General features: G+C 58.9%; 17 protein-coding genes. 5 read left to right on the top strand and 12 right to left on the bottom strand.

The window, feature by feature from the left end; genetic code table 11:
* Positions 1-344 precede the first annotated feature (344 nt).
* The 4 genes from MTX78_RS11905 to MTX78_RS11890 all read left to right on the top strand — a co-directional run bounded on the left by MTX78_RS11905 (position 345) and on the right by MTX78_RS11890 (position 7,997).
* The gene (locus tag MTX78_RS11905) at positions 345-3,491 is read left to right on the top strand and encodes a SusC/RagA family TonB-linked outer membrane protein (RefSeq protein WP_243794128.1); all 3,147 of its coding nucleotides are present in this window, start codon (positions 345-347) and stop codon (positions 3,489-3,491) included.
* A gap of 69 nt (positions 3,492-3,560) precedes the next feature.
* Positions 3,561-5,135 carry a RagB/SusD family nutrient uptake outer membrane protein gene (locus tag MTX78_RS11900; protein ID WP_243794126.1) on the top strand — a complete coding sequence of 525 codons (1,575 nt, stop codon included), beginning with the start codon at positions 3,561-3,563 and terminating at the stop codon, positions 5,133-5,135.
* Between the two features lie 131 nt (positions 5,136-5,266).
* Positions 5,267-6,331, top strand: a complete 1,065-nt coding sequence (locus MTX78_RS11895; protein WP_243794124.1) for a glycoside hydrolase family 43 protein — start codon at positions 5,267-5,269, stop codon at positions 6,329-6,331.
* Positions 6,332-6,383: 52 nt separating this feature from the next.
* Positions 6,384-7,997, top strand: a complete 1,614-nt coding sequence (locus MTX78_RS11890; RefSeq protein WP_243794123.1) for a family 43 glycosylhydrolase — start codon at positions 6,384-6,386, stop codon at positions 7,995-7,997.
* Positions 7,998-8,362: 365 nt separating this feature from the next.
* On the opposite strand, the gene MTX78_RS11885 is transcribed toward MTX78_RS11890, so the two are convergent.
* Both MTX78_RS11885 and MTX78_RS11880 read right to left on the bottom strand, forming a co-directional pair.
* The gene (locus MTX78_RS11885) at positions 8,363-9,301 is read right to left on the bottom strand and encodes an alpha/beta fold hydrolase (protein WP_243794121.1); all 939 of its coding nucleotides are present in this window, start codon (positions 9,299-9,301) and stop codon (positions 8,363-8,365) included.
* Between the two features lie 183 nt (positions 9,302-9,484).
* Positions 9,485-12,712 (bottom strand): WD40/YVTN/BNR-like repeat-containing protein, encoded by a 3,228-nt coding sequence (locus MTX78_RS11880; protein ID WP_243794119.1) that lies wholly within the window; start codon positions 12,710-12,712, stop codon positions 9,485-9,487.
* Positions 12,713-13,149: 437 nt separating this feature from the next.
* Here MTX78_RS11880 and MTX78_RS11875 point away from each other — a divergent pair, with 437 nt between their 5' ends.
* Positions 13,150-13,653 (top strand): hypothetical protein, encoded by a 504-nt coding sequence (locus tag MTX78_RS11875; protein WP_243794118.1) that lies wholly within the window; start codon positions 13,150-13,152, stop codon positions 13,651-13,653.
* Positions 13,654-13,718: 65 nt separating this feature from the next.
* Here MTX78_RS11875 and MTX78_RS11870 read toward each other — a convergent pair whose 3' ends face one another.
* From MTX78_RS11870 to pxpB, 10 genes are all read right to left on the bottom strand, one after another.
* Positions 13,719-16,127 carry a glycoside hydrolase family 2 TIM barrel-domain containing protein gene (locus MTX78_RS11870; protein WP_243794108.1) on the bottom strand — a complete coding sequence of 803 codons (2,409 nt, stop codon included), beginning with the start codon at positions 16,125-16,127 and terminating at the stop codon, positions 13,719-13,721.
* Between the two features lie 197 nt (positions 16,128-16,324).
* The gene (locus MTX78_RS11865) at positions 16,325-17,440 is read right to left on the bottom strand and encodes a VWA domain-containing protein (protein WP_243794106.1); all 1,116 of its coding nucleotides are present in this window, start codon (positions 17,438-17,440) and stop codon (positions 16,325-16,327) included.
* 34 nt (positions 17,441-17,474) lie between these two features.
* Positions 17,475-18,029 (bottom strand): CbrC family protein, encoded by a 555-nt coding sequence (locus tag MTX78_RS11860; protein WP_243794104.1) that lies wholly within the window; start codon positions 18,027-18,029, stop codon positions 17,475-17,477.
* A 35-nt stretch (positions 18,030-18,064) separates the two neighbouring features.
* A complete protein-coding gene (locus tag MTX78_RS11855) occupies positions 18,065-18,427 on the bottom strand; it encodes an Imm51 family immunity protein (protein WP_243794103.1) in 363 nt (120 codons plus the stop codon).
* A 267-nt stretch (positions 18,428-18,694) separates the two neighbouring features.
* Positions 18,695-19,234 carry a peptide deformylase gene (locus MTX78_RS11850; protein ID WP_243794100.1) on the bottom strand — a complete coding sequence of 180 codons (540 nt, stop codon included), beginning with the start codon at positions 19,232-19,234 and terminating at the stop codon, positions 18,695-18,697.
* Positions 19,235-19,302: 68 nt separating this feature from the next.
* Complete coding sequence (locus tag MTX78_RS11845) at positions 19,303-20,739, bottom strand: amidohydrolase family protein (protein WP_243794099.1); 1,437 nt, start codon at positions 20,737-20,739, stop codon at positions 19,303-19,305.
* Between the two features lie 212 nt (positions 20,740-20,951).
* A complete protein-coding gene (locus MTX78_RS11840; RefSeq protein WP_243794098.1) occupies positions 20,952-22,142 on the bottom strand; it encodes an NRAMP family divalent metal transporter in 1,191 nt (396 codons plus the stop codon).
* A complete protein-coding gene (locus tag MTX78_RS11835) occupies positions 22,139-22,921 on the bottom strand; it encodes a LamB/YcsF family protein (RefSeq protein ID WP_243794097.1) in 783 nt (260 codons plus the stop codon). Before MTX78_RS11835 ends, MTX78_RS11840 begins: the two co-directional genes overlap by 4 nt.
* Positions 22,918-23,928: a 5-oxoprolinase subunit C family protein gene (locus MTX78_RS11830; protein ID WP_243794096.1), complete on the bottom strand. Its 1,011-nt coding sequence runs from the start codon at positions 23,926-23,928 to the stop codon at positions 22,918-22,920. The genes MTX78_RS11835 and MTX78_RS11830 overlap by 4 nt, the downstream gene beginning before the upstream one ends.
* Positions 23,918-24,661 carry a 5-oxoprolinase subunit PxpB gene (gene pxpB / locus MTX78_RS11825; protein WP_243794095.1) on the bottom strand — a complete coding sequence of 248 codons (744 nt, stop codon included), beginning with the start codon at positions 24,659-24,661 and terminating at the stop codon, positions 23,918-23,920. Before pxpB ends, MTX78_RS11830 begins: the two co-directional genes overlap by 11 nt.
* Between the last annotated feature and the right edge of the window lie 353 nt (positions 24,662-25,014).

Here is a 25,014-nt window from a genome sequence, read left to right as displayed (position 1 = left end):
ATGATTTAGCTACCTAGAAAGGTTAGCATTCGGTGGCGTGCTCGCCGGCCTTTGCCAATGACCGCCCAAGTAGGGCCAAGGTGCGTCTGCGATTTAGTATTTAAATACCAGCAAACATCATCTAAGCACAATAAATAAGTGAAAACCGCTACATTGGACGCGTCTGACTGAGCTAGCTTCCCGAAGCTCCACGGTAGTGCGTGCGGTTGAGTGCGTGGTGAGAGGGAAAACGTACAAGTTGTCTTTTTCTTCTTTTGTTTTTGCCTTTACCTATGTCAATGCGTTTTCCCCAATCGTTTGCACCTGAGTGCTGATTTCTTTCTATAACCCAATTCAAAATTCCCATGAAACACCCCGTACCTAAGCCTCAGCGCTACGCTTTGCCTGCTTTGCTGTGCTGTCTGCCCTTGGCAGTGGCAGCAACCCCTTCTACTAGTAACGAACGGTCAGCGGCTTCTTCCGAAGCAACTCCGCTTCCCGACATAACCGTGACCGGCCGCGTGACCGACGAGAAAGGGGAGGGCATACCCGGCGTAAACGTGCTGGTAAAAGGCACCTCCAACGGCGCGCAAACTGATGTCAACGGTAGCTACACCCTCGCGGGGGTACCCGATAATGCGACGCTGGTGTTTTCCTACGTAGGCTACACGGCCAAAGAAGTTCCAGTGAGTGGCCGCACCACCATCGACACGCCCTTGGCCCCCGACGCCAAAGCCCTCAACGAGGTAGTGGTAGTGGGCTACCTCACGCAGGAGCGCCAGAACGTAACCGGCTCGGTAGCCACTGTGAGTGCCCAGGACGTGCGCCGGGCCCCAGTTGCGTCGGTTGGTGAGGCTATTCAGGGCCGCTTGCCAGGCGTGCAGGTCACCAACTCCGGACAGCCGGGGCAGGCGCCCAACATCAACATCCGAGGGCTGGGTACCATTGCCAGCGGCAGTGGTCCGCTCTATGTGATAGACGGGCTGTGGGTGCAAAGCCAAGGCGGCCAGCGCGACTTCAACCCCGCCGATGTGGAGTCGGTGCAGGTGCTGAAAGACGCGGCTGCACTGGCCCCGTACGGTGCCTCGGGTGCCAACGGCGTGATTATTATCACCACCAAGAAAGGCAAATCCGGCACTACGGCTGTCAACTTCAATGCCACGGCCGGGGTGCAAAACCTGGTAAAGCGCCTCGACTTGATGAACGCGGCCCAGTGGGCAACCATCAACAACCAGGCGTATGAAAATGCCGGACTGACGCGTCAGCCCTACGCCGCCACCCTGCCCGGCATTGATACCGACTGGCAGGAGGAGTTTTTCAAGCAGGGCGCGATTCAGGATTACAACCTAGGCTTTTCGGGCGGGGGGCCAAACTCAACCTTCAATGTATCGGGGGGCTACTTCAATCAGACGGGCACGGTGCAAGGGCCGAAGTTTGAGCGCTACAGCTTCCGGGTAAACACCGGCTTTACCCGCGGGCGGTTCCGGTTCGGCGAAAACGCCATGCTCTCGCGCACCAATCAAACGCGCCTAAACGTCATTCCCAACTACGGCTCGCCGTTCTACAACGTGGTGCAGATGCTGCCCGTCAACCCCGTGTACGACCCCACGGTGGCAGGCGGCTTTGGCATCGGCAATGGCAACGCCAGCACATTTGGACTCAACCCTATTGCCTCCCAAAATCTGCTGAACGACACGGGTACCTCCAACCGCTTGCAGGGCAACGTGTACGGCGAAGTGGATATTTTCGATTTCCTGCGCTACCGCCTCAATTTGGCCACCGAGTTTCACGCTTTCCACGACCAGCAGAAGCGGAAGTACGGTATCTGGCGGCAGAATGACATCACCCAGCTGTCGAACTTCGGCGAAAACCAGGGCAACGAATTCTTCGGCATGGCCGAACACACGCTGACTTTCGATAAGAGCTTCGGCGACCATAATCTGACGGTGGTAGGCGGCTACAGCCAGCAGCGTTTTCAGCAGGATTTCACACGGGGCGTGAACTTCGGATACGGCACCGGCCCCAACTATTTCTGGGAGCTAAGCGCCGGTACCACAACGCCCCAGGCCATTGGCACATCGTACGTGTGGGGCAAACAGTCGTTTTTTGCGCAAGCTACCTACGACTACAACCAGCGCTACTTGCTGACGGCTGCGTTCCGCCGCGACGGTTCGTCGCGCTTCGAGGAGGGCAGGCGTTGGGGCAACTTCGGTGCGGCTTCCGCAGGTTGGCGAGTGTCGAAAGAAAGCTTCTTTGAGGGTGTTGCCGCTATTTCCGACCTCAAGCTTCGGGCTTCTTACGGCCGCCTTGGCAACGACTTGCTTAGTGGGGCCTACGGCGGATCCTACGTTTCGCAGGGCTTTCTTAACAACAATGCCAACTACGTGCTGGGCGGCGTGATTCAAAACGGAGCCATCCAAACCGGTTACGCCAGCGAAGGCATTCTGTGGGAAGACCGCCGCACCACCAACGTGGGCTTCGACATTGGCTTTTTGGAAGATCGGCTGACGTTATCGGCTGATTACTATGTGTCGCAAACCAACAATGCGCTCATCAACCCGCCCGTACCACTACTGTTGGGCAACGCCGGCGACAACCCCTACCGCAACTTAGGCAAGCTTGAAAACAAGGGCTTGGAAGCCGTGCTGGGCTACAGCGACAACCGCCAACCCTTCCGCTACGGCGTCACGGCTAACCTAACCACGCTGAAAAACACCGTGCTCGATCTGGGCACCACCGGTGCGGAAGGAAGTGGCGCGCCCAACTTCTTTAATGGCGGCCCCCGCGACATCACTCGCACCGAAGTGGGCTACGAAATCGGCTCGTTCTACCTCTACCAATTCGACGGCATCTATCAGACCGGTGAAACCAATATCCCAGCGGGGCGGGCGCCAGGCGACGTGCGTTACAAGGACCTCGACGGCGACGGCAATATCACCGATAAGGACCGCGCCCACGTGGGCCGGGTATTCCCCAAGCTGCAATACGGCCTGAACCTAAACGTAGGCTACGGCGCCTTCGATTTGACTGCCTTCTTCCAGGGCGTGCAAGGCAACGACGTGATGAACCTGTCCCGCTTCCTGACCGACAACACTGCGGACAACAGCAACTACCGCGCTGACTTCAGCCCCTGGACGCCCACCAACCCCTCCACCACCACGCCGCGGGCCATCAAGTCGGGCGGCCCGCAGAACGCGGATGCCGCTGGTAGCAACGCCCGCTTCAACTCGACGCGCTGGCTGGAGGACGGTTCGTACCTGCGCCTGAAGAACCTGCAATTGGCCTTCTCAGTGCCTAAAGCAGCGCTGGAGCGCACCAAATACGTGGCCTCGCTGCGCGTTGTGGCCACCGCCCAAAACCTGTTCACCATAACCGATTACACCGGCTACGACCCCGAAACCGTGGGCAGCGGCGCCTTCAACACCATCGGCAACAACCTGGCTCGTGGCGTAGATGAAGGCTCTTACCCCAACCTGCGCTCCTTCACGCTGGGCATTCAGGCAGGTTTCTAAACCTGTCAAAAGGTAGGCGCTCCAATCCAAGCGCCACCCTCAATTTCTACTTTTCAATCAGTCATTGACATGAAAAATACTTTCCTAATACGGCTAAGCTTGGCAGGCACGTTGCTGCTGAGCGCCACGGCCTGCGAGAAAGACCTGCTCGATCAGTCCAACCCCAACCTGCCCCTCACCGAACTGTCGTGGAAAACTTCCGACGATGCCGTGAAAGGCTCTGTGGCCTGCTACGCGGGCTTGCAAGGCCTGGGCATGTACCGCCGCTGGCTCAACTTTGCCTTCGATTTGCGCGACGATACCGGCTTCAGTCAAAGCCCCTGGGGCGAACTGGCCGATTTCACCCACTTCATTCAGGTGAACTACGACTTCGAGGTGTCGAACAACATCTGGCGCGACCATTACCGCACTATCTTCCGCTGCAACCAGGTAATCGACCGGGTGCCTACCATTCAGGGCATGGACGCGGGGCTACAGAAGCGCATTGTGGCCGAAGCCAAGTTCCTGCGAGCCTTGTCGTACTTCAACCTGGTGTCGCTTTACGGCAAAGTGCCGCTGGCGCTGCAATACTCCACCGGCCTGAACCAGTCGTTCCCACAGGGCACCGAGGCGCAAGTGTGGGACCAAATCATCAGTGACCTGCAAGCTGCCCAAACCGACCTGCCCGCTACGTATCCGGCGACCGATGCCGGGCGGGCCACCAAAGGCGCGGCCACTACGCTGCTTGGCAAAGCCTACATGCAAAACAAGCGCTGGGCTGATGCGCAGACGCAGTTTGCGCAGGTAATCAACTCAAACCTATACCGGGTAGAGGGCGTCCCTTATACCAGCAACTTCCGGCATACCACTGAAAATAACCCGGAATCCATTTTCGAAGTGCAGTTCTCCGACGAGAAGAAAGGCGGCAACGACTCCGGTGGCGGCCCCGATGCCACCTCGTCGCAGGGCGGGCAACGCTCGCAGTTCTGGGGCGTGCCGGGCTTCGGTTTCAACGATGGCGAAGTTCGGCCTTGGGTGGTGCGCGAGTTTCTGCGGGAACCCGCCGCCAACGGGCAGCGCGACCCGCGCCTGGCCGCTACAGTGTTCTATAACCGCCTCGACCAGACCCAGTTTGCGAGTTCCCTGCCCGTCGATGCCGATACGCTGGCCTATGGCACTGGCTTTCTGACCCGCTACGGCAAGGACGCCCGTAACCGCGCCCGCGTGTACTGGCGCAAGTACCAGACTGATTATTATCGGACGTTCGAGGACTTCGACTCGCCTATCAACCAGCGGGTGCTGCGCTACGCCGACGTGCTGCTGTTACACGCCGAAGCCCTCAACGAACAGGGCCAGACGGCCGCAGCCATTCCCTTTATCAACCAGGTGCGCGAACGTTCGGGTCTGGCCCCCCTGACGGCTAGCTTCACCCGCGAAAGCCTGCGGATGCAGCTCATGCATGAGCGCATTACCGAGCTGACGGGTGAAGGCGTACGGTGGTTTGACTTGCAGCGCTGGGGCCTGCTCGACAACCAAACTAGTGTTGATCAGTTGAAGGCGCGTGACCCCGACTTCAATACGTTCCGGGTGGACCGCTCGCGCTTGCTGCCACTGCCACAGTCGGAAGTCGATTTGAACAAGCTCACGCAAAACGATAACTGGTAAACCTACTGCGGGCTCACCTTACTTGGCAGCCGCTCCGGCCCTGGTCGGGGCGGCTGTTTAGTTCAGTGGTAGCCTGCTCAACTCGTTGTTTAGCTTACTTTGTCGAACTTGTCTGCCTGCCTCTGCCTGCCATGCTTCCCAACCCGCTTTATAAATCCCTAGCCGCGGCACTGCTCGTCGCGCTTTGGTCTTGCGCCAAAGAAAATAATCCATCCGCCACCGTGCCCACTGGGCCCGTTACGCCCACTACCACCTACACCAACCCGCTACTCGCGTCCGGCCCCGACCCGTGGGTGTACGAAAAGGATGGCTTCTACTACTACATGCACACCACGGGCCGCAACCTGACCTTGTGGAAAACGGCGAAGATGTCGGAGTTAGGGTCGGCGCCGAGCAAGGTAATCTGGACGCCGCCCGCCACGGGGGCTACCTCCCGGGACATCTGGGCTCCGGAAATCCACTTCCTCGATGGCAAATGGTACGTGTATTTCACGGCGGGCCCCGGCAACTGCTGTGGCGGCCAGCGCATGTGGGTGCTGGAAAACGCCGCCGCCGACCCCACCACGGGTACCTGGGTGGAGAAAGGCCAAATTGCGGTGCCCGGCCAGGACCTGTGGGCCATTGATGGCACCATCCTCGAGCAGAACGGCAAGCGGTATTTGGTGTGGTCGGGGCAGGAGCCGGCCTCGGTGGAGCAACGCCTCTACATCTGCCAGATGAGCAACCCCTGGACCCTGACCGGGCCGCGGGTGCAGCTTAGCCGCCCCCAACTCACCTGGGAAACCATGGGCGACCCTAAGGTGAACGAAGGCCCCGAAGTGCTGAAGCACAACGACAAAACGTTCTTGGTGTATTCGGCCAGCCATTGTAGCACCGATGCTTACGCGCTGGGCCTGCTCACGGCCTCTAGCACCGCCGACCCCATGGACCCTACTGCCTGGACGAAATCCAGCCAGCCTGTATTCTCTCAAGACCCGGCCAACAAGGTCTATGGGCCAGGACACAACACGTTTTTCAAGTCGAAAAACGGGCAGGAAGACTGGATTCTCTACCACGCCAACGCCGAGCCCAACAAAGGGTGCGGCGATGCGCGCAGCCCCCGGATGCAGAAGTTCACCTGGAACCCCGATGGCACACCCAATTTCGATTCGCCCGTGCCAATTGGCGTACCATTGCCCGAGCCCGCCGGCGAATAAGCCCGAAACAACCGTTCCACCCCCTCAACCTACCCCGTAACCGTTGCCCTCTATGGCGTTAAGCAAAACCACTTGCCTTGTGCTAGGCCTGTCCCTGACGATGCTCGGGGCCTGCCAGGATACCAAGACTACCTCCGTCAGCACGCCTACTTCCGACACCGCCGAAGCAAAAGCGGAAGCAGATGAACCTGCTATTTCCATTGTCAACCCGGTACTGGCCGGCGACTTTCCCGACCCATCCATCACCAAAGTAGGCGACACCTACTGGGCCACGGCTACCTCGTCGAACTGGGGGCCGGTGTTCCCGCTGCTGAAGTCAACCAACCTAACCGATTGGGAACTGGCGGGCCACGTGTTTCCCAATGAGCTGCCCGACTGGGCCGACTACTATTTCTGGGCGCCCGAAATCAGCCAGGAAGGCGACAAAACCTACATCTACTACACCGCCCACAAGAAAGGCGGCAACCTGGCCGTGGGCGTGGCCGTGGCCGATAGCCCCGCTGGCCCGTACCGCGACCTGGGCCCATTAGTAGGGCAGGAGGTTGGCTCGATTGATGGCTTCCCGATGCGCGACGAGAAAGGTGAGCTGTACCTGATTTGGAAGGAAGATGGCAACAGCCGCAACCTGCCAACCCCCATCTGGGCGCAACGCCTCAACGACGAGCACACGGCCTTGCTGGGCGAGAAAAAAGAGCTGTTTCGCAATACGGCGCCCTGGGAAGGCAACCTCGTGGAAGGCGTGTCGATGATCAAGCGCAACGACTATTTTTACGCCTTTTATGCCGCCAATGGCTGTTGCGGGCATACGTGCACCTATGGCACCGGGATTGCGCGAGCTAAGAGCCTGCTCGGGCCCTGGGAGAAGTACGAGAAGAACCCCATTCTCACCAAAAACGACAAGTGGGCCTGCCCCGGTCACGGTACCGTGTTCAACCGTGGCGACCGGTGGTACATGCTGCACCACGCCTACGACACCCGCAGCTTCGAGTTTGTGGGCCGCCAAGGCGTACTCAGCGAGTTCACCTGGAACGCCGACGGTTGGCCCGAGTTCCGCGGTGGCTCCGTACCCACCAATCCTGCTCCCGCAGCAGCTGCTCGCGACCTAAACGACGAATTTGATGGCCCCACGTTGTTGCCATCGTGGCAGTGGCCAGTGGAAGAGCGGCCTACAGTAGCAGTGCGCAGCGGTCAACTGCAACTCACTGCCCGTCCGCAACACAGCGGCGCCGTGTTGGGCCAGCATACCACTACCGCCGATTACACCGCCACTACTACGCTCCTGAACCCCGGCACCTTACCTGCTGGCACCGTAGCCGGCATTGCTGCTCACGGCGACCCGGAAAATACATTGGCCCTGACAGCCGGCGGGGGCAAGTTGCAACTCTGGCAACTGGAAAAAGGCAAGCAGAAAACGATCAGTGAAATGAAACTGCCCACCGCCTCAACCCTAACCTTTCGCATGCGCGCTGAAAGCGGCAACCAGTTTCGCTTCGATTACAGCGCCGACAACGGCAAAACCTGGCAGGCCATGCCCGCCGCCGGTGCTGCGGCCATTAACGGCACGTACTTGCCGCCCTGGGACCGGGGCATACGGGTCGGCGTGCTAGCCCACGGCCCCGTTGCCGCCACTGCCACCTTCGAGCGGTTTCAGTTGGATAGCCAGTAGAAATCTTCGCTTGCTTGAGGGGTACGTTGTTAAGTGAACATACACGTTGCCTACCAATGCTTGAAGCGCCAGCTAGGTGGCCAGGTTATGTGATACATTGATGGGGCAGGTTGCAAGTCCTTGCTATCAAGTTGTTTGAGGTTGGTTCCAGCCCAGTAGGTATATCGTCGGTGAGGCCAACAGTGCGCAAAGGAAGTGGCTGCCTCATCACTTGCTTGTGTCGCTCCCGCCGGTGCCTGAAGCACAAAAAACGGTCCTGCTGAACGGTAGGACCGTATAAGGAATTAACTGACCAAAGAAAAAGTAGCGTCCGAGAAACAGGGGGAGCTTGACTATGCTCCCCTTGTTTCTCGGACGCTACTTTTTCAGTTGGCGAACGGCTGCAGAAAGCTTAAAACAGCGGCTAGTACTTGGGCTGGTTTTTCCTCGAACATATAGTGGCCGCTGTCCAGAATACCGATTACCTCGACGTTTTCGGCCATGTAAGGCAAGCTCATCTGTAGATAACTGTACGACACGTGGCTTCCAATACCCAGCACCGGCATGGAAAGACGTTCATACGTGTTGGCGTCGGCAATGTCTTGCTCCAACGCTTGGTACCAGGCATTGGCCGCCCGAATATTCTCGGGCTGGTTGTAAACGGCCGCGTACACCGCCCGATCGAAGGCCGACATCCGACTCTCGTCTAGCATCACGTAGCGGAACAGGTATTCCAAGAGGTATTCAAACCGTCCGGCCAGCAGTTGCTCGGGCAATTCCTTCACCTGGTTGAAGGCCATCCACCATACATAGGGCTGCTGCCCGTCCATTTTATCGGCAAAGGCCCCGGGGGCTGGCAACATGGGCATCTGCCGCATGCCTTCGCTAGGGTGCGCTCCGTCGGCCAAGATAAGTTTGTCGGTAGCCTGCGGGTAGTTGAACCCAAAGCTGGCGGCTACCATGCCCCCAATGTCGTGCCCTAGCAGCGAAGCTTTCTCCAGCCCCAGGTAGCGCAGCAGCTCGTAAATATCCTGAGCCATGGTCTTTTTGTCGTAACCGGTGGCGGGTTTGTCGGAGCTGCCCATACCGCGAATATCAACGATGATGACCCGGTGGTGTTGAGCCAGTTCCGCCGCAATAGGGTGATAGGAAAACCAAGTCTGTGGCCAACCCGGCAGGCATACCAATGCGGGACCCTGGCCGCCTTCCACGTAGTGAAGCCGTACGCCGTTGACGGTCGCGTAGTGGTTGGTAAAGCCGGGTAGGTGTTTAAGTAATTGCTCGTCGGAGTAGGTATCCAGGGAGTTGGAAGTGAGGGGTTGCATAAAGGAAGAGGGTATAAATTGATTCCGTTTGGCTGCCCCAAAGGTCTTCCAACCCATCCTAGTTGAACGCCCAATTCTTGCGCTTTACTTACATATTCTTGCGCCGTTCAGATAAGCCAGGGCTCGGTAAGGCCCCGTAAGCGCTGGCCCATCTTACGCTCGGAAGGGAGCAAGACCGCCAGCCTACAGACTGCTGGACGCGGGGGGCGGGGACGGCTTGGGTAGCGTAATGGCATCCACATTCTTGTCCCGAATGAGCTTATTCAAGGCCGGAATTTCCTGCTCTTTAAGTGTTTTGAATTGCGTGAGTTGCTGAGTTATTTGCTCTGTCACTTCTTTCTTAACTGCTATGGCCTGCTCCGTAGGCCGATAATCGCCGGTGCTGGCCTGACCGACCAGGTTGGCTAGTTTGTTGTTCAGTCGGATGGGAAAGTTCAGGGGGTCTTGGCCGCTTTTGTTTTTGGTCTGGTACAGCACCTCTTCGATCTGAGTGATTTTTTTCTCGATATCTCCCGCTAGTTCCAGCACATCCTTGGCATTTGCGTGGTCTTTCAACGGCCCCGTAATGGTACTGAGCTGCCCGCGAATGGTCCGGATATCCCGGATAGCATCGTGGGTTTCAGTAAGCTTCTGCTGCACTTCTTGCAAGAAGCTGAACTGCGCCTGAAGGTCTTGGGGAGTGGCTTTGCTGCGCGGATCGGGGAGTACCGTGAAGGTGGTTTCCTGAGTCTGCTGGTTTAGCGTCAGGCGTGCTTTGTAGGTGCCCGGCACGGCTTTCGGGCCTTGGGTTCCGCCACCCCACAGAATAAGTCCTTCAAACTGGCTGGCGTCGGGGTAGCGCAGGTCCCACACGTAGCGGTTCAGTCCCTTGCGGGTGGGCAGTAGTTCTTTTTTCGCCTTGGCTCTTTCTTCTTTCGTGAGGGTTTTGCCTTTCAGGTCCCGGTCGGTGTTGGCGAATGTGCGAATCAGCTTGCCATTCGCATCCAGAATTTCCAGTTTCATAGCACTGGTCGAATCCTGCTTTTCAGCCAAGTAGTAGTACAGCAAAACGCCCCCTGGATGGTTTTGGCCCGCAGTTGCGGGAATTGTGGCGGTGCCCCGGCCCTCCATTTTGTAGCTTGGCGTGGGAGTGTATAAGTGAAACTTGCTGGTGGCCACCGCCGCACTGAGCTGGTGCAGGGGCGTTACGTCGTCGAGCAGCCAGAACCCTCGGCCCTGGGTAGCCACAATCAGGTTGTCGTTCTTAAGGGTAAGATCCGTGATGGGGGTCGGCGGCAGGTTCAGTTGAAAAGGCTGCCAGTGCTTGCCATCGTTGAAGGAGATATACATGCCGTATTCCGTGCCGGCATAGAGCAGTCCTGGGCGTTTAGGATCGGCGCGTATGACGCGGGTGAAATGCGTAGCGGGAATGCCAGTGGTGATTTTTGTCCAGGTCTGTCCGTAGTCGGTGGTCTTGTACAGATACGGTTGGAAGTCGCCAGACTTGTACAGCGTGGCCGCTACATAAGCAGCTCCTTTGAGGGTTGGGTGCGCATCGATGCTGTTGATCTGGATCCACTCGGGCATGCCCTTGGGTTGCACTTTCGCCCAGGTTTTGCCGTTGTCGCGGGTTATATGCAGTAGGCCATCGTCGGAGCCCGTCCAAATAACGCCTTTCTCGGCCGCAGATTCGGCAATGGCGAAGATGGTGCCGTAGTATTCCACAGCCGTGTTGTCCTTGGTAATGGGGCCGCCCGAGGGCCCTAGCGTTTTTGGATCGTTGCGCGTCAGGTCAGGACTAAGTATTTCCCATGATTGACCTTCGTTGGTCGTGACGTGCAACTGGTTGGAGCCCGTGTACAGCTTTTTGGGGTCGTGCGGGGAAAACAACAGGGGAAAATTCCATTGAAACCGGTACTTCATGCCCTCGGCGCCGTGCCCCATGGGGTTGTCGGGCCACACGTCTATGGTGCGCTCCTGCTGGGTACTATGGTCCACTCGGGACAGAAATCCGTCGTAGCTGCCTCCATATACGATATCAGGATTCAACGGATCGACGGCGAGGTGAGCACTCTCGCCCCCGGCGGTTGGTTCCCAGTCGCGTTCCTCAATGGCCTGCCCTGTTGTGCGGTGAGGAATGCGCACCGTCGAGTTGTCCTGCTGCGCCCCGTAGATGCGGTACGGAAAATGGTTGTCGGTTACCACCCGGTAAAACTGACCGGTAGGTTGGTTGTGGTACGTGGTCCAGTTCAGGCCCCCGTCTGTGCTGACTTGGGCGCCGCCGTCGTCGGCCATTACCATGCGGTTCGGGTTTTCGGGCGCAATCCACAAATCGTGGTGGTCGCCATGCGGAGCATCCGCGGCCTGGAAGGTGCGGCCCCCATCTTTGCTCTTATGATACGACACGTTCAGCACGTAGAGTATCTCGGCATCTTTAGGGTCGGCATACAGGCGCGTGTAGTACCAGGCTCGCTGGCGCAGGTTCCGATCATCTGAGAGCTTCTGCCAGTGCATCCCTCCGTCATCGGAACGGAACAAGCCGCCCTTTTCCGCTTCTACCAGCGCCCAGACTCGGCTGGAGTTTACCGGCGAAACCGCCACGCCTATGATGCCCAACGTGCCAACTGGGAGTCCTTCGTTGCGGGAAATCTCCTGCCATGTATCTCCCCCGTTTGTGCTTTTCCACAGCCCCGAGCCTGGTCCGCCGGAGGAGAAGCTGTAGGGCGTGCGCCGCACGTTCCAGGTGCTAGCGTAGAGAATCCGTGGGTTGGCCGGGTCTAAAAGCAGGTCTACGGCACCCGCTTCTTTGCTGGCGAAGAGCACCCGCTCCCAGTTCTTGCCACCATCTTTCGTGCGGTATACGCCACGCATTTCGTTGGGCGCATACAGGTTGCCTATCGCCGCTACGTACACAATATCTGGGTTTTTGGGGTGGATGCGAATGCGCCCGATATGACGCGAATCCTTCAGCCCCACGTGCACCCACGTCTGCCCCGCATCCTGCGACTTCCACACGCCAAAGCCCGAGGATACATTGCCGCGTACGGTTTGCTCGCCCTCGCCGGCATACAACACGTTCGGGTCTGACTCACTGACGGCCACGGCTCCTACCGAGCCACCAAAGTAGCGGTCGGATATATTGCCCCAGGTGCCGCCGCCATCGGTTGTGCGCCACACCCCGCCTCCAGCCGTTCCCATGTAATACAAGTTGGGATTGCCGGGCACGCCCGTAACGGTGCCGGCCCGCCCACCGCGGTAGGGCCCAATGGAGCGCCACCGTAGCCCATTGTACAATGCGGTGTCGTACACTACGGCCGTGCCTTTGGGGGCTTTTCCTTGTTTGGGGCGCTGCTGAGCCTCAGCCGAAGCAGAAAGCAGCAACAGAGACAGCACGACAACAAAAGCGGCATTAAAGGGTAATGGAAGTTTCATAGGCAACGGATTAATTCGGAATCGGTAGGTACTGAAAAGGTAGGATGAAAGGTATCTCTGGGTCAACTACTGTTAGCGTTGGAAACAAAGAAGTTACGCACGGTAGAAGCCAACTTGTTCGGGTGAATTGTGGTAGGTGATAAGCAGCAGGGAAGTGAAAAACCTGCCTCAGACAGCACAAGCGGAAGATAAGATATAATAATAGTTTTATACAAAGCGGTACTCTCCTGTGCATTGGCAATAGCTGCTAGGCAGCAGCGTGGCTTGCTTTTCAGTTGCAGCCGCTACCTGTTACTGTTGACAGATAAGCCGGGTGGGGCAGCAGGAACGAAGGATTATGCCAAGTTAGCGGGGCAATTGCCTCTTACCATCGCACCATGCACTCCTTGAGGTTTGCCCACGGAGGCAATAGTACCAACAGTTTACACACTGAAGTTATGCGTGTCATTTCCTTTAATGCCGCCATGCTAGCGGCGGTGCAGGCAGGTTATAAAACGGTTACCCGCCGGCGGTTCGCGCCCCATCTACCCCTGCAACTGCACCCCAATTGGTACCGCTACCATAGCTTAGGAGAGGAAGGAGCGCTATTCGAAAGCACCCAGCCTGATTCGCCCGGCTGGCTACCTCGTATCCCTTGCCCCTTTGGCCGGCCTGGAGAGCTTCTACAAGTTCAGGAAGACGCGTCCCTCGTGATAAAAGTAAAGTCAATTCGTGCAGAGCAGGTCCGTAACCTCACAGATGCAGATGCTCTGGCAGAAGGCGTGCAAGAGCGGGAAGTGGCTGGCCACCTGCAGTGGGGTGGAGTGGAGCCTGACCCGGATGTGCCTGGCCACTACCGGTGGTACGACAGCCCAGTCGCCGCTTTTCGTGCCCTGCTCAACTCGATTTATCCTACGGCTTGGGAGCGAAACGAATGGGTATGGGTGGTGACGTTTGCGTAGATTACATCCAGCTAAGGAAAGGGCCTGGGCAAGCTGCCCAGACCCTTTCTTTAGGGTGCAGTAGCCTAACGGGCTTCGATAGTCACTTCGGCGGCTGGTAGGCCCTCCGCAGTGGCTCGGAGGGTGAGTTTGCCGGCTTGTTCGCTGGACTTTACCACAACCAGTGCCCGTCCTTGCCAGGCGTTGCGCTGGGGGCGTTGGTAGCTCTCAGTGCTGATAGGATTCGCGTTGCCGACCCCAATGATGGTGCCGGGGCCCGTTAATTGGAACTTGAGGACGTTTTCCGCTTTGGGGTTGCGGACGCCTTTGCTATCGGTTAGCTCCACGGTGATGTAGCTTAGGTCTTGGCCATCGGCTTTGATGGTGGTGCGGTCGGCGGCGAGAGTTAGGCGGGTGGGTTGGGTGGCTGTGCGTAGTTCGGCGGAACCCACTTGCTTGGTACCCTTGCGGCCAATGGCTTTCAGCTCGCCCGCTTGGTAGGGCACGGTCCAGGTGGCGGTGAACTGGGTGGAGCGGTTGGTGGGCTTGGTGCCGAGGCTCTTGCCGTTGAGCAGCAACTCCACCTGTTCGCAGGAAGAATACACTTCCACGGTCAGGGGCTTGTTTTCCTGGCCCGGCCAGTTCCAGTCGGCTACTACGTCGCGCCACTCCCATTTGCTCCACTCTTCCTTGTTGGGGTTGGTGGGGAAAGAAGGCGTGGGAGGCTTCACGAAGAGCGAAACTTGATTCTCTTTCCACAGTGCATCCCGGTAAAACGACTGCGGACGTTTCCAGCCGCAAATATCGATGTCGCCGCAGAAAGCTAGGTTCCAAGGATAGAACGATTGGTATTGCCAGTAGCCGAGCCAGCCAATGCTGGCTTCGCCGATATAATCCACGGCCGTCCACACAAAGTCGCCCACCACGTACGGATGATCTAGGGTCTTCATCCAACTGTCGAACGCTTCAAGCGGATAGGTTTCTGCGCCGTACATCACCCGGTTGGGCACGCGGGCGTGGTCTTGGGCGTAAACGTCTTGTTGGTGATGGTCGCCGCCGGCGGCGTAGTTGTAGCCGGCCACGTCGAGGGTGGCGAAGAACGGGTCTTTATCGGGGGCGAGGCCGTTAACGGCAGCCGTGATGGGGCGGCTGGTGTCGAGGGTGCGGATGAAGTCGGCTAGCTGGCGGGCGGTTTTGGCGCCTTCGGGTTTACTGCGTTCGGGTATTTCGTTGCCGAGGCTCCACAGAATGATGCTCGGGTGGTTTCGGTCGCGGCGCACCATGCTGGCCACGTCGGTTTGCCACCACTTATCGAAGTAGAGGTTGTAGTCGTAGGGGTTTTTGGGTTCGCGCCACTGGTCGAAGGCTTCATCGATGACGAGCATACCCAGCCGGTCGCAGGCGGCAAGTAAGGCCGGCGAAGGCGGGTTATGGGAACAGCGGATGGCGTTGTAGCCGCTGGCTTTCAGCAGTTCGATTTTGCGCTCCTCGGCCCGGTCGTACGCCTTCGACCCCAGGGGGCCGTTGTCGTGGTGAAAGCACCCGCCTTTCAGCTTCATGGTCTGGCCGTTCAGGCGAAACCCGTTTTGCGTGTCAAACGAAATGGTGCGGATGCCGAAGCGCGTCTCTGCTTGGTCGAGCAACTGCTTGCCCTGGTAGACTTCCGTTACGGCGGTGTAGAGAGCGGGCTTGTCCACCGACCACCGCTCGGGCGTCTGCACGGCCAGCGTTTGTTGTACGGTGGCCGTGGCGCCGGCCGTTACGGTTTGCTTGGTTTCGGTGCGGGCCACTTCCTGGCCCTGGGGGCTGCGCAGGCGCGTAAGGAGCGTGAACTGGGCGGCTTGGCTGCTCTGATTGACCACCTCGGTTTCCGCTTGCACTTGCGCCGAAGCGGCCGTGATTTGCGGGGCAGACAGGAACGTACCCCACTGGGCAATGTGCACCGGCCCCTGCACCGTAAGCCACACGTGCCGGTAGATGCCCGAACCCGAATACCACCGGCTGTTCTGGCCTTCGTTTTTCACTTCTACCGCCACCAGGTTAGGGCTTCCAAACTTCACTTTGTCGGTCACATCGTACCAGAAACTGGTGTAGCCGTAAGGATGCGGCCCCATCGACTGGCCGTTCACCCAGACCTCCGCGTTCATATACACGCCGTCGAACTGCAGTTGGATGCGTTGGCCTTTTTGCGTGGCGGGTAGCACAAAGGTTTTGCGGTACCAGCCCGTACCGCCGGTGGTAAAGCCCCCATTGGCCTGGCTAATGGCATCGGGGTTGAAGGGAGAAGCAGTGCCCGGTAGGTCCTCGATGCTCCAGTCGTGGGGTAGGTCCACGGGTTTCCACGTGGCGTCGTTGAAGCCTGCTTTTTCGGCTCCCTGCGCGCCGCCGCGGTGGAAGCGCCATCCTGCGTCGAAGAGGGTGGTTTTGCTTGGAGGGTTCTGGGCTTGCACGACGGAAGACAAGAGCAGGGCAAAGAGGAGAGCAGCAGGTTTCATAGAGGCTTGGAGCGGCAAAAGCATGGGCTTAAAGGCGAATGTACACTCTCTGCCCTAGCTTTTGGCTGTTACGTTGCGTGCGACTCTAGTAGCATTTCACTGCCATTTGCCTAGCCTCCACCATAACATAATAGGTTGCTGAACCTAAGCATGATGGGGTAACTCAGCGGGCCGCAAAGCGAAGACTGTATTTCACCTCATACCTTCAACTCCCGTCCCTGAATGGCCGCCGCCATCAGCTCCGGAAACTTTGCCGGCGTGCAGGCGAAACTGGGGATGCCCAAGGCCCCCATTTTCTCTGCCGCGCCACGGTCGAAGCTGGGGGTGCCGTCGTCGCTCAGGGCCAGCAGTACCACCACCGTTACGCCAGCTGCTTTGAGGGCCGCGGCCCGCTTAATCATCTCGGCCTCGCCAGCGCCCTCGTACAAGTCACTGATTAGAATGAGAATGGTATCGGTGGGGCGAGTAATGAGCTGCTCACAGTAACGCAACGCTAGGGGAGTGTCGTTGCCGCCGCCCAGCTGCACGCCAAACAGGATGTCTACCGGGTCATGGAGGTTTTGGGTAAGGTCTGCCACGGACGTGTCGTACACCACCATGTGCGTTTTCACGGCTTTAATTGAAGCCAGTACCGCCCCAAACACGCCCGCATACACCACCGACGAGGCCATCGAGCCGCTCTGGTCGAGGCACAGCACGATTTCCTTGAGCGCCTGCCCGCGCCGCCCGAAGCCCACAAGCCGCTCCGGAATAATGGTGCGCTGGGCTGGCTGGTAGTGCTTCAGGTTCACCCGAATAGTCGCGCCCCAGTCGATTTCGCGGTAGCGGGGGCGGGGGTTGCGCACAGCCCGGCTGAGGGCGCCTTGCACGGCTTGCCGCAGCGGGTTCGAGAGTTTCTGCTCCAGCTCCTGCACCACTTTGCGCACCACTTCGCGGGCCGTGTGCTTCACCTTCTGCGGCATCACCCGGCTTAACGATAGGAGCGTGCCCACCAAGTGCACGTCGGCTTGTACGGTGCGCAGGATTTCGGGCTCCATCAGGAGCTGCTGCAAGCCTAGGCGGTCCATGGCGTCGCGCTGCATGACGGCTACCACGTCGGAGGGGAAGTAAGTACGGATGTCGCCGAGCCAGCGGCTGACGCGCGGCGCTGAGCCACCAAGGCCGGCTTTGCGTTCTTTGCCTTCCTGCTCATCGTAGAGGGCGGTTAGCACCTGGTCCATGCCCTGGTAGTCGGGCGAGAAGGGCGTTTGGTTGTCGGCGTCAGCGGCAGAGCCGAGCACCAGTTTCCAGCGGGCAGCAGCGGATTCGGGCATAACAGGGAGCAGATAATGGAAGGGCGGAAGCTACTTAATTGCAGTCGATATGCAGGCGGTGCTGGCCACAATGGCGGCACTGAAATAGGTAGCCGGTCAGGCTACCATCGGCCGAGAGATTACGCAGCAGAAAGTCTTCATTAGGCCACGCTCTCAAATCTGGCCGCAATTCATCGAGCAAGGGCCGAATGTCGTTGCCGCCCACATAGCCTAGAAATACGCACATGTCCTGGCAGTGCGTCAGCCACACGCCTTGCTGCCAGGAGTTATAAGCTGGCGACCGAAACAGCACCTCATCCAGCGAAGCCGAATTGATAGGTGCGGCCGCGGCGCCGGTTGGGTTTGGGTCGTGGCCTTCTACCGAAACCCAGTCCTGAAATTCTGCGTCCCATTTTCGCGCTGCTGAGCCATCCGCAATACACCAAGGGCACAACTCCTCGACATCGGCTACGCAGTATATTGGCCCGGCATAGTTGTACGCCCGTGGTTGCTGGCAACACTCACATACGATGTCTTGTTGCTCGAAAAGGCCCACTTGGTAGGCATTCGGGTTGAATGTGAATTGCGGTGGTGTAGTCGGGGCGACCATTGGGTAGAGTAAATGCTAGTTCAAGAAAAGTCTCTTCATTCAAAAAAGTCGCCGGGGTCGGTTTGACTGAGGTACTTATTTAAACTGCCAAGGTCGCCGAAAATGGGGTGCACTAAGCGCAGAAATTGCTCGGCCGTGGCGCGGCTATCCGCATACGCACGGAAGATTTCGCCTTCGCCGGCCAGCTCCACATGATCCAGCAGTTCAGGTGCGTGCTCTTCCAGAATGGTTTCGATGTGCTCGGCCCATGAAGCGCCGCTGCCGCTGTACCCATGCTTCTCGAACACGTTGTAGTAGTCGTCCATCTCCGACAGATCCACCACAATCCGGTACTTGCGCTCGGGTGTGGCGTGCTCCTGTAAATCGTAGACGACGAAGGGGGAATAGATATTTGCCATTGTCCGAAAGGTAAGGCGGTACAGATGAATCTTGGCTTACCCGAAACTATCGAAACCATCCGCCATGCTGAGCGCAGTGCAACGAAGCATCTCGCTAGGGTGGTAAGCCATTCTGTCGTGGCAACGACACCACACGAGATGCCTCCACTCCGCTCAGCATGACAGTTACTTTGGCAGCGTGCGAAATGCTGATGCTTCGGCCTCAACGCACTCCTGGCTCGATGCGACACAGGTTCAGCAGGACAATTTAGGCGTCAAGTGGCTCGCTCAAGACCGGCCATACGGGCTGTCGGCGCGGTATTGGCGCTCGAATTCCTCGCGGGAGCAGAGGGTTTTAACGTCTACCATTCGGTCGATGGAGAGGATGCCGTCGAGGTGGTCAATTTCGTGCTGGAGTAGTTCGGCGAGGTCGTTTTCGCGGCCGGCGTGGGTTTCGTGCCACTGGCCAGTGAGGTCCTGGTAACGCACCGTAATCCACTCGTAGCGCTCCACCTGCATGAAAATCGATAGAAACGACAGGCAGGCATCCCACACCACCATTTTCTCGGGGCTGTGGGCCACGATGCTCGGGTTGATGAACGGCCACACTGGCCGGCCCGGCAGACGTAGCAAAATCACGCGCTGCAACTCGCCAATCTGCGGGGCCGCAATGGCGCGGCCGTAGCCGGTGGTTTCCCGCCAGTGGGCCACGGTATCCGTCAGATCCGTTACGAGGGCTGCCACGGCCGGCGCAGTCGGATCAGCAACGGGTTGGGCTATCTGGCGCAGAATAGGGTGGCCGAGTTGCAGGATGTCACGAACAGGCATAGGCGCTTCTTTTTTCTAAAGCTAGAGTGAATAAAACAACTAAAAGATTCTAGCCCTAATCTTTGCGCTTAGTGTTTTACGGCTTGCAGCATCTGACGCAAGTCGGTAGTGGTGTAGACTTTACCGTGGGTGATGACCGTGTTGATTTTGCGCAGATTGGTGATGTTGGCTAGCGGATTCTGGTCTAGGAGGACGAAGTCGGCGTCTTTGCCTTTTTGGATGGTGCCGGAGCGTTTGTCGGCTTTCAGAAACCGCGCGCCGTTGATGGTGGCGGCTTGCAGCGCCTGTACGGGAGTGAGGCCGGCTTGTACCATCAATTCCAGCTCGCCGAGCAGGGAGGTGCCAGGGTAGACGTAGGAGTTGGACGCGCCGCTGTCGGAGCCGGCTAATAGCGTTACGCCGGCTTTTTGCATGGCGGGTACCAGAGTTGTGAATTTGGCCCCGAGCTGCTTATTGAAAGCGCGAGTGGCGGCGGATTGCGCCCGGGCACCCGCCAGGCGGCGGGTATAGGTGGCTTGAATCTTGGGGTCGATGTAGGCGAGCAGCGTGTCGCGGGAGTGGTCGGTTTCGGGGAGTTCGGCCAGCAGCTTCTGGATGTAGAGCGTGGGCACGACGGCGGTTTTGTTGGCTACCAACGTACGATGGAGGCGGGTGGCCGTGGCGGGGTCGTAGGTGCGGTAGATGGCGGGCAACACGGCAAACAAACCGAGCGGCTTGGGCGTGCTCAGGCTCGTTTGCACAGCCTTGGTGATGCTGTCTTCTTTGGCCGAGCAACCTTTAAACACGTAATAGAGGTGCTCCGACGCATCGAGGCCCCGCTCGGAAGCTTCGCGCAAGGTGGCGGTGTAGGGCATGTGGCCGGTGGTGGTCATGCCCCGTTTTTCAGCAGCGGTAATGGTATTGAGGAAGGCGTCGCGGGAGATGGTGCTTTCGTAGAGCTTCACGTAATCCACCTTCAGGGCCTGCAACGAATCCAGCGCCTTCTCGATTTGCGCGGGCGTCTCCACTTCCAGTGAACCGGCCCAAAATGCTTTGGGGCCATCTATTTTGGGGCCGGAGGTGTAGATGGTAGGTCCGGCCAACTGTCCGGACCGGATTTGTTGGCGCCAGGAGAAAACCGCGGGCGTCAGGTCGCCGCCGGCGTCGCGCACGGTGGTAATGCCGTGGGCCAGATAAAGCGGCAGCAAGTTGCGGTTGGCCATGATAAGCGAGTCGCCGCCCCGGAAGTGCACGTGCATGTCCCACAGGCCCGGAATCAGGTACTTGCCGCGGGCGTCTAGCGTTTTTTTGGCGGCTGGTGGGGCAGTGGTCGACTTGCTTAGCTGCTGAATCAGGCCACCACTTACGCCAAGCATTTGATCGGGCAGTACCCGGCCGGTTTCCACGTCCACCACATTGGCATGGGTGATAACGAGGTCATAGGGAGCTTGCGTGATCTGTTGGCTGGCATAGCCTGCCGCTAGCAGCGGTAGCGTAACGGCGAGTAGGCGGTAAACGAGTTTCATAGCAGAAGGGGAGGAGCAGCTAGATAAAGGAATTACTGTAGACCGTCATGCTGAGCGGAGGCGGAGGCGCAGCCGAAGTCGAAGCATCTTGCTAGTGTGGTGTATACTGCTCTTGCGTCAGCACGCGAGATGCTTCGACTTCGGTTGCGCCTCCGCTCAGCATGACAGTACCAATACAAGCTCAGCCTGACGGTCAAGTAAACAACAAGTATTTATTTGAACAGCCCTGACACCTGCTCCACCAGCACGGTGCCGCTCATGCCGGTCATCACCAGAACGACTGCCAGACCAAATACGGCCAGCCACAGCGGGTGCCGGTAGGTGCCGATTATGTCGCGGCGGTAGGCGGCTATAAGCAAGGTTGCGAGGGTAATCGGTAAGATAAAGCCATTTAGCGCTCCGGCCCAAACTAGTAGGCTCACGGGCTTGCCGATGGTTACGAAAACCAGCGTCGATACAACGATGAAGGCAATGATAAAGCGGTTTTCGTGGGCAGCAACGCCTGGAAGCAGAGACTTCAGGAAGGAGATAGAAGTGTACGCCGAGCCAATAATAGACGTAATGGCCGCCGCAAACATCACCACGCCAAAGAGCTTGTAGCCCACCTGTCCGGCCGCCAGCTGAAACACCGACGCCGGTGGGTTGCTGGCATCAATAGCTAGCCCGCGGCTCACCACCCCAAGCGTAGCCAGAAACAGGAACACCCGAATCAGGGAAGCTACCGAAACGCCCATAATGGCGCTTTGCGTCACGTGGGGCAGGGAGGCCGGTCCTTTAATGCCCGCGTCGAGGAGGCGGTGGCCGCCGGAAAAGGTGATGTAGCCGCCCACCGTGCCCCCAACCAGGGTGATGATGGACGTAAAGTCGATGCGGGAGGGCGCCACCGTACGCAGGGCGGCTTCGGCTACGGGCGGGTTGGTGGTAACGGCTACGTAAATGATAATCAGGATCATTACCACGCCCATGACTTGTACGAACCGGTCCATAACTGGCCCGGCCTCGCGCACCAGAAATACCGCCAAGGACATAGCCGCCGCCAGCAGCGCGCAAGTCGTGACCGGAAGGCCGGTGAGCACCTGCAAGCCGAGGCCCGCGCCGCCCACGTTGCCGATGTTGAAGGCCAGACCGCCGAGCACGATAAGGGCGGAAATAAAGCCGCCGAGGCCCGGCAGCACCCGGTTGGCAATGTCGGGCGCCCGCATTTCCGCCACCGCAATAACCCGCCAGACCGTCAGCTGCACGCCGATATCGATGATGATGGAAGTCAGAATCACGAAGCCAAAGCTGGCGCCCAAGGATTCAGTGAAGACGGTGGTTTGGGTGAGGAAGCCGGGACCAACCGCCGAGGTGGCCATCAGGAACGCGGCACCGAGCAGCACCCCCCAATTGCGGGCCGGCCTCATGCGGTGGGGGTGCGCAGGCCAGCCTGCACGTTGATGCCTTCCTGCTGTAGCCGGGCCCGAATCTGTTGGGCAAACTCCAGAGCGTGCGCGCCGTCGCCGTGGATGCACACGGTATCGGCCTGAATGGCCACATCTTCCCCCGACAAGGCCCGCACGTGGCCTTCCTTCACCATGCGGATTACTTGGTTGATGGCGGCGGTGGCATCGGTGAGCAGGGCATTGGGCTGGCGGCGGGGGGTGAGCGTGCCGTTGGGCTGGTAGGTGCGGTCGGCGAAAACCTCGTAGGCGGTGGCCAGACCGAGCTTTTGGCCGGCGCTAATCAGGGCGCTGCCAGCCAGGCCGTAGAGGCAGGCTTCCGGGTGCACCCGATACACGGCTTCGGCAATGGCCTCGGCCAGCGCGGGGTTCACGGCGGCCATGTTGTAGAGCGCGCCGTGGGGCTTCACGTGGTGTAAGGTGCCACCTTCGGCCCGCACAAAAGCTTGCAACGCGCCGATCTGGTAGACCGTCATATCATAAGCTTCCTCGGCGGAAATAGCCATTTCGCGTCGCCCGAAACCCACTAAATCGGGCAGGCCAGGGTGGGCGCCGATAGCTACCTGGTGCTGCAAGGCCAGACGCACGGTGCGCTTCATAATGGCAGGGTCGGCGGCGTGGAAGCCGCAGGCAATGTTAGCCGACGTGACGAAAGGCAAAATGGCTTCGTCGTGGCCTAGGGAGTAGGCGCCGAAGCTTTCCCCCATGTCGCAGTTCAAATCGACGGAGTACGGTTGGGTCATTGGTGGCGGACAGTGAGCTGGATGGCTCGAGCGAGTTGATGAAGGGTTTGTTCCTGATGCAGATAGGCGTGGTGGGCTTCGGCCAGCGTCACTTCCTGAAAGCGCAACTTACCACCCATCGGCAGTTGGGCGAGCAGTGAAAAGTCAGTTGAGATGACCTGCGCGATGCGCGGGTAGCCACCAGTGGTTTGGTGGTCGGCCATCAAGATAATGGGAAGACCACCAGCCGGGACCTGCACCGTGCCGAAAGTAACGGCCGTGGACAGGGTTTCCTGGTGGTTGTGGCGTTGCAATTCCAGGCCGTGCAGCCGGTAGCCCATGCGGTCGGAGCTTGGCGTGACGGTGAATTTCTGCGTCCAGAAAGCCTGCTGGCTGGTTTCAGTGAATTGGTTGTACTCCGGGCCTCGCATAACCCGGATGGTTGCCGTTCGGGTAAGTGAGACCGGCCACGACGGCGCAATGCTCCAACTTGCCGCCACCCACGGCCGGGCGGGGTGAGGAGTGGTTAGATGTGCGCGCAGTTGGCTACCGAGTTCCGTAGGCTCGGCCACTGGCACCACGTCGCCGGCCTGCAAGGCGCGGCCCTCGAAACCACCGATGCCCGCGCGCAGATACGTGGCTCGGCTGTTAAGCACTTCGGGAACTGCCAACCCACCCGACACCGCCAGGTAGGCTCGGCATCCGCTCCGGGCCACCCCAAAGGTTAATTCGCAGCCGCGCGTTACGGCAACGGGCCGCCGTAGGGGCACCGGCTGGCCGTTGAGAGTCGGCGAGAGGTCGGCGCCGGTCAGGACAATCAGGTGGTCGGCTTCAAACTGGATAGTAGGTCCGCGCAGTGTGATTTCCAGGCCCGCCGCCCCCTGCGGGTTGCCGACCAGTAGGTTAGCTTGCCGCAGCGCCTGCGTGTCCATTGGCCCGCTCACGATAACGCCGGCCTGCCGGTAGCCGAAGCGCCCTGCATCCTGCACGGTGGTCAGCATCCCCGGCCGAATCACACTAAGACTCATGCTCCTGCAATTGGTGGAACTCGTCTTCGGTGATAGACACAAACCGCAGCCGCTGCCCCGCCCGCAACAAGCTCGGCGATGCCGCTTCGGGCGTGAACAGGCGCCGCGGGGTGCGGCCAATCAGCTGCCAGCCGCCCGGCGTGGGTAGGGAGTAAATGCCGGTTTGTTTGCCCGCAATGCCCACTGAGCCAGCCGGTACCTCGGCGCGGGGCTGGTCTTTGCGCGGGGCCGCCAGTTGCTCGTTCATGCCCCCCAAATACGGGAATCCCGGCGCAAACCCTATCATGTATACCCGATATTCCGGCGCCGTATGCAAGGCAACCACTTGCTCTGGCGTCAGTGCAGTATGGCGGGCCACCCACTCTAAATCGGGTCCGAAGCTCCCGCCGTAGCACACCGAAATTTCCACTATCGGCGCAGCAGCAGAGTCAGCTGGCACCTGTACTTGGCTGAGCAGTTCCTGTAGCTGGCGGGCTACCTCGGCGTACGGGTCGAGGCGCCCGGCCTGGCTGGCCAGCCAGGGGTTGTAATACACTGTAAGCGTGGTGAAGGCCGGCACGTGCTCTATGAAGCCAGGAAATGGATGTTCTTCCAAATAAGTCCCCACCGCCTGAATAGCGCGGTGCGTTTCTGGGCTGATGGCGTCGCCAAACTGCAACACGATGGCCGAGTCGCCTAGCGCGTAGAGCTGCACTGGTGTGTCAGTGGTAAGATTGCCAGGCGAAGGAAGCATTAGGTAAAGTGGGATTGAATTCTCTAAGAAAGGCTAAGAACATTTAAAGAGCTAGATCATAAAGAAAACTGGAAGCTAGTTCCTCTCCTCAGCTGAGGAGGGGCTAGGGGTGGTTGACGGACGCCTGAGCAATACTACAGCCCGTTACGCTGAGGCAACATCACTGTTTGTGTGCTGACGTTATCAAACTAACCGTCATGCAGAGGTGCCGCCGAAGTATCTCACGTGCTGAGCTTGCCGAAGCATTTCTCTCGCCAAACTAAACTTCTGACGTGAGGACAAAGCGGTAGAGATGCTTCGACAAGCTCAGCATAACGTTCTTGGGAATGCTCAACGATTCCACTTCTAACTGC

The sequence above is a fragment of the Hymenobacter tibetensis genome (assembly GCF_022827545.1).
Lineage (GTDB): Bacteria > Bacteroidota > Bacteroidia > Cytophagales > Hymenobacteraceae > Hymenobacter > Hymenobacter tibetensis.
This window is presented reverse-complemented; position numbering and strand designations above follow the sequence as displayed.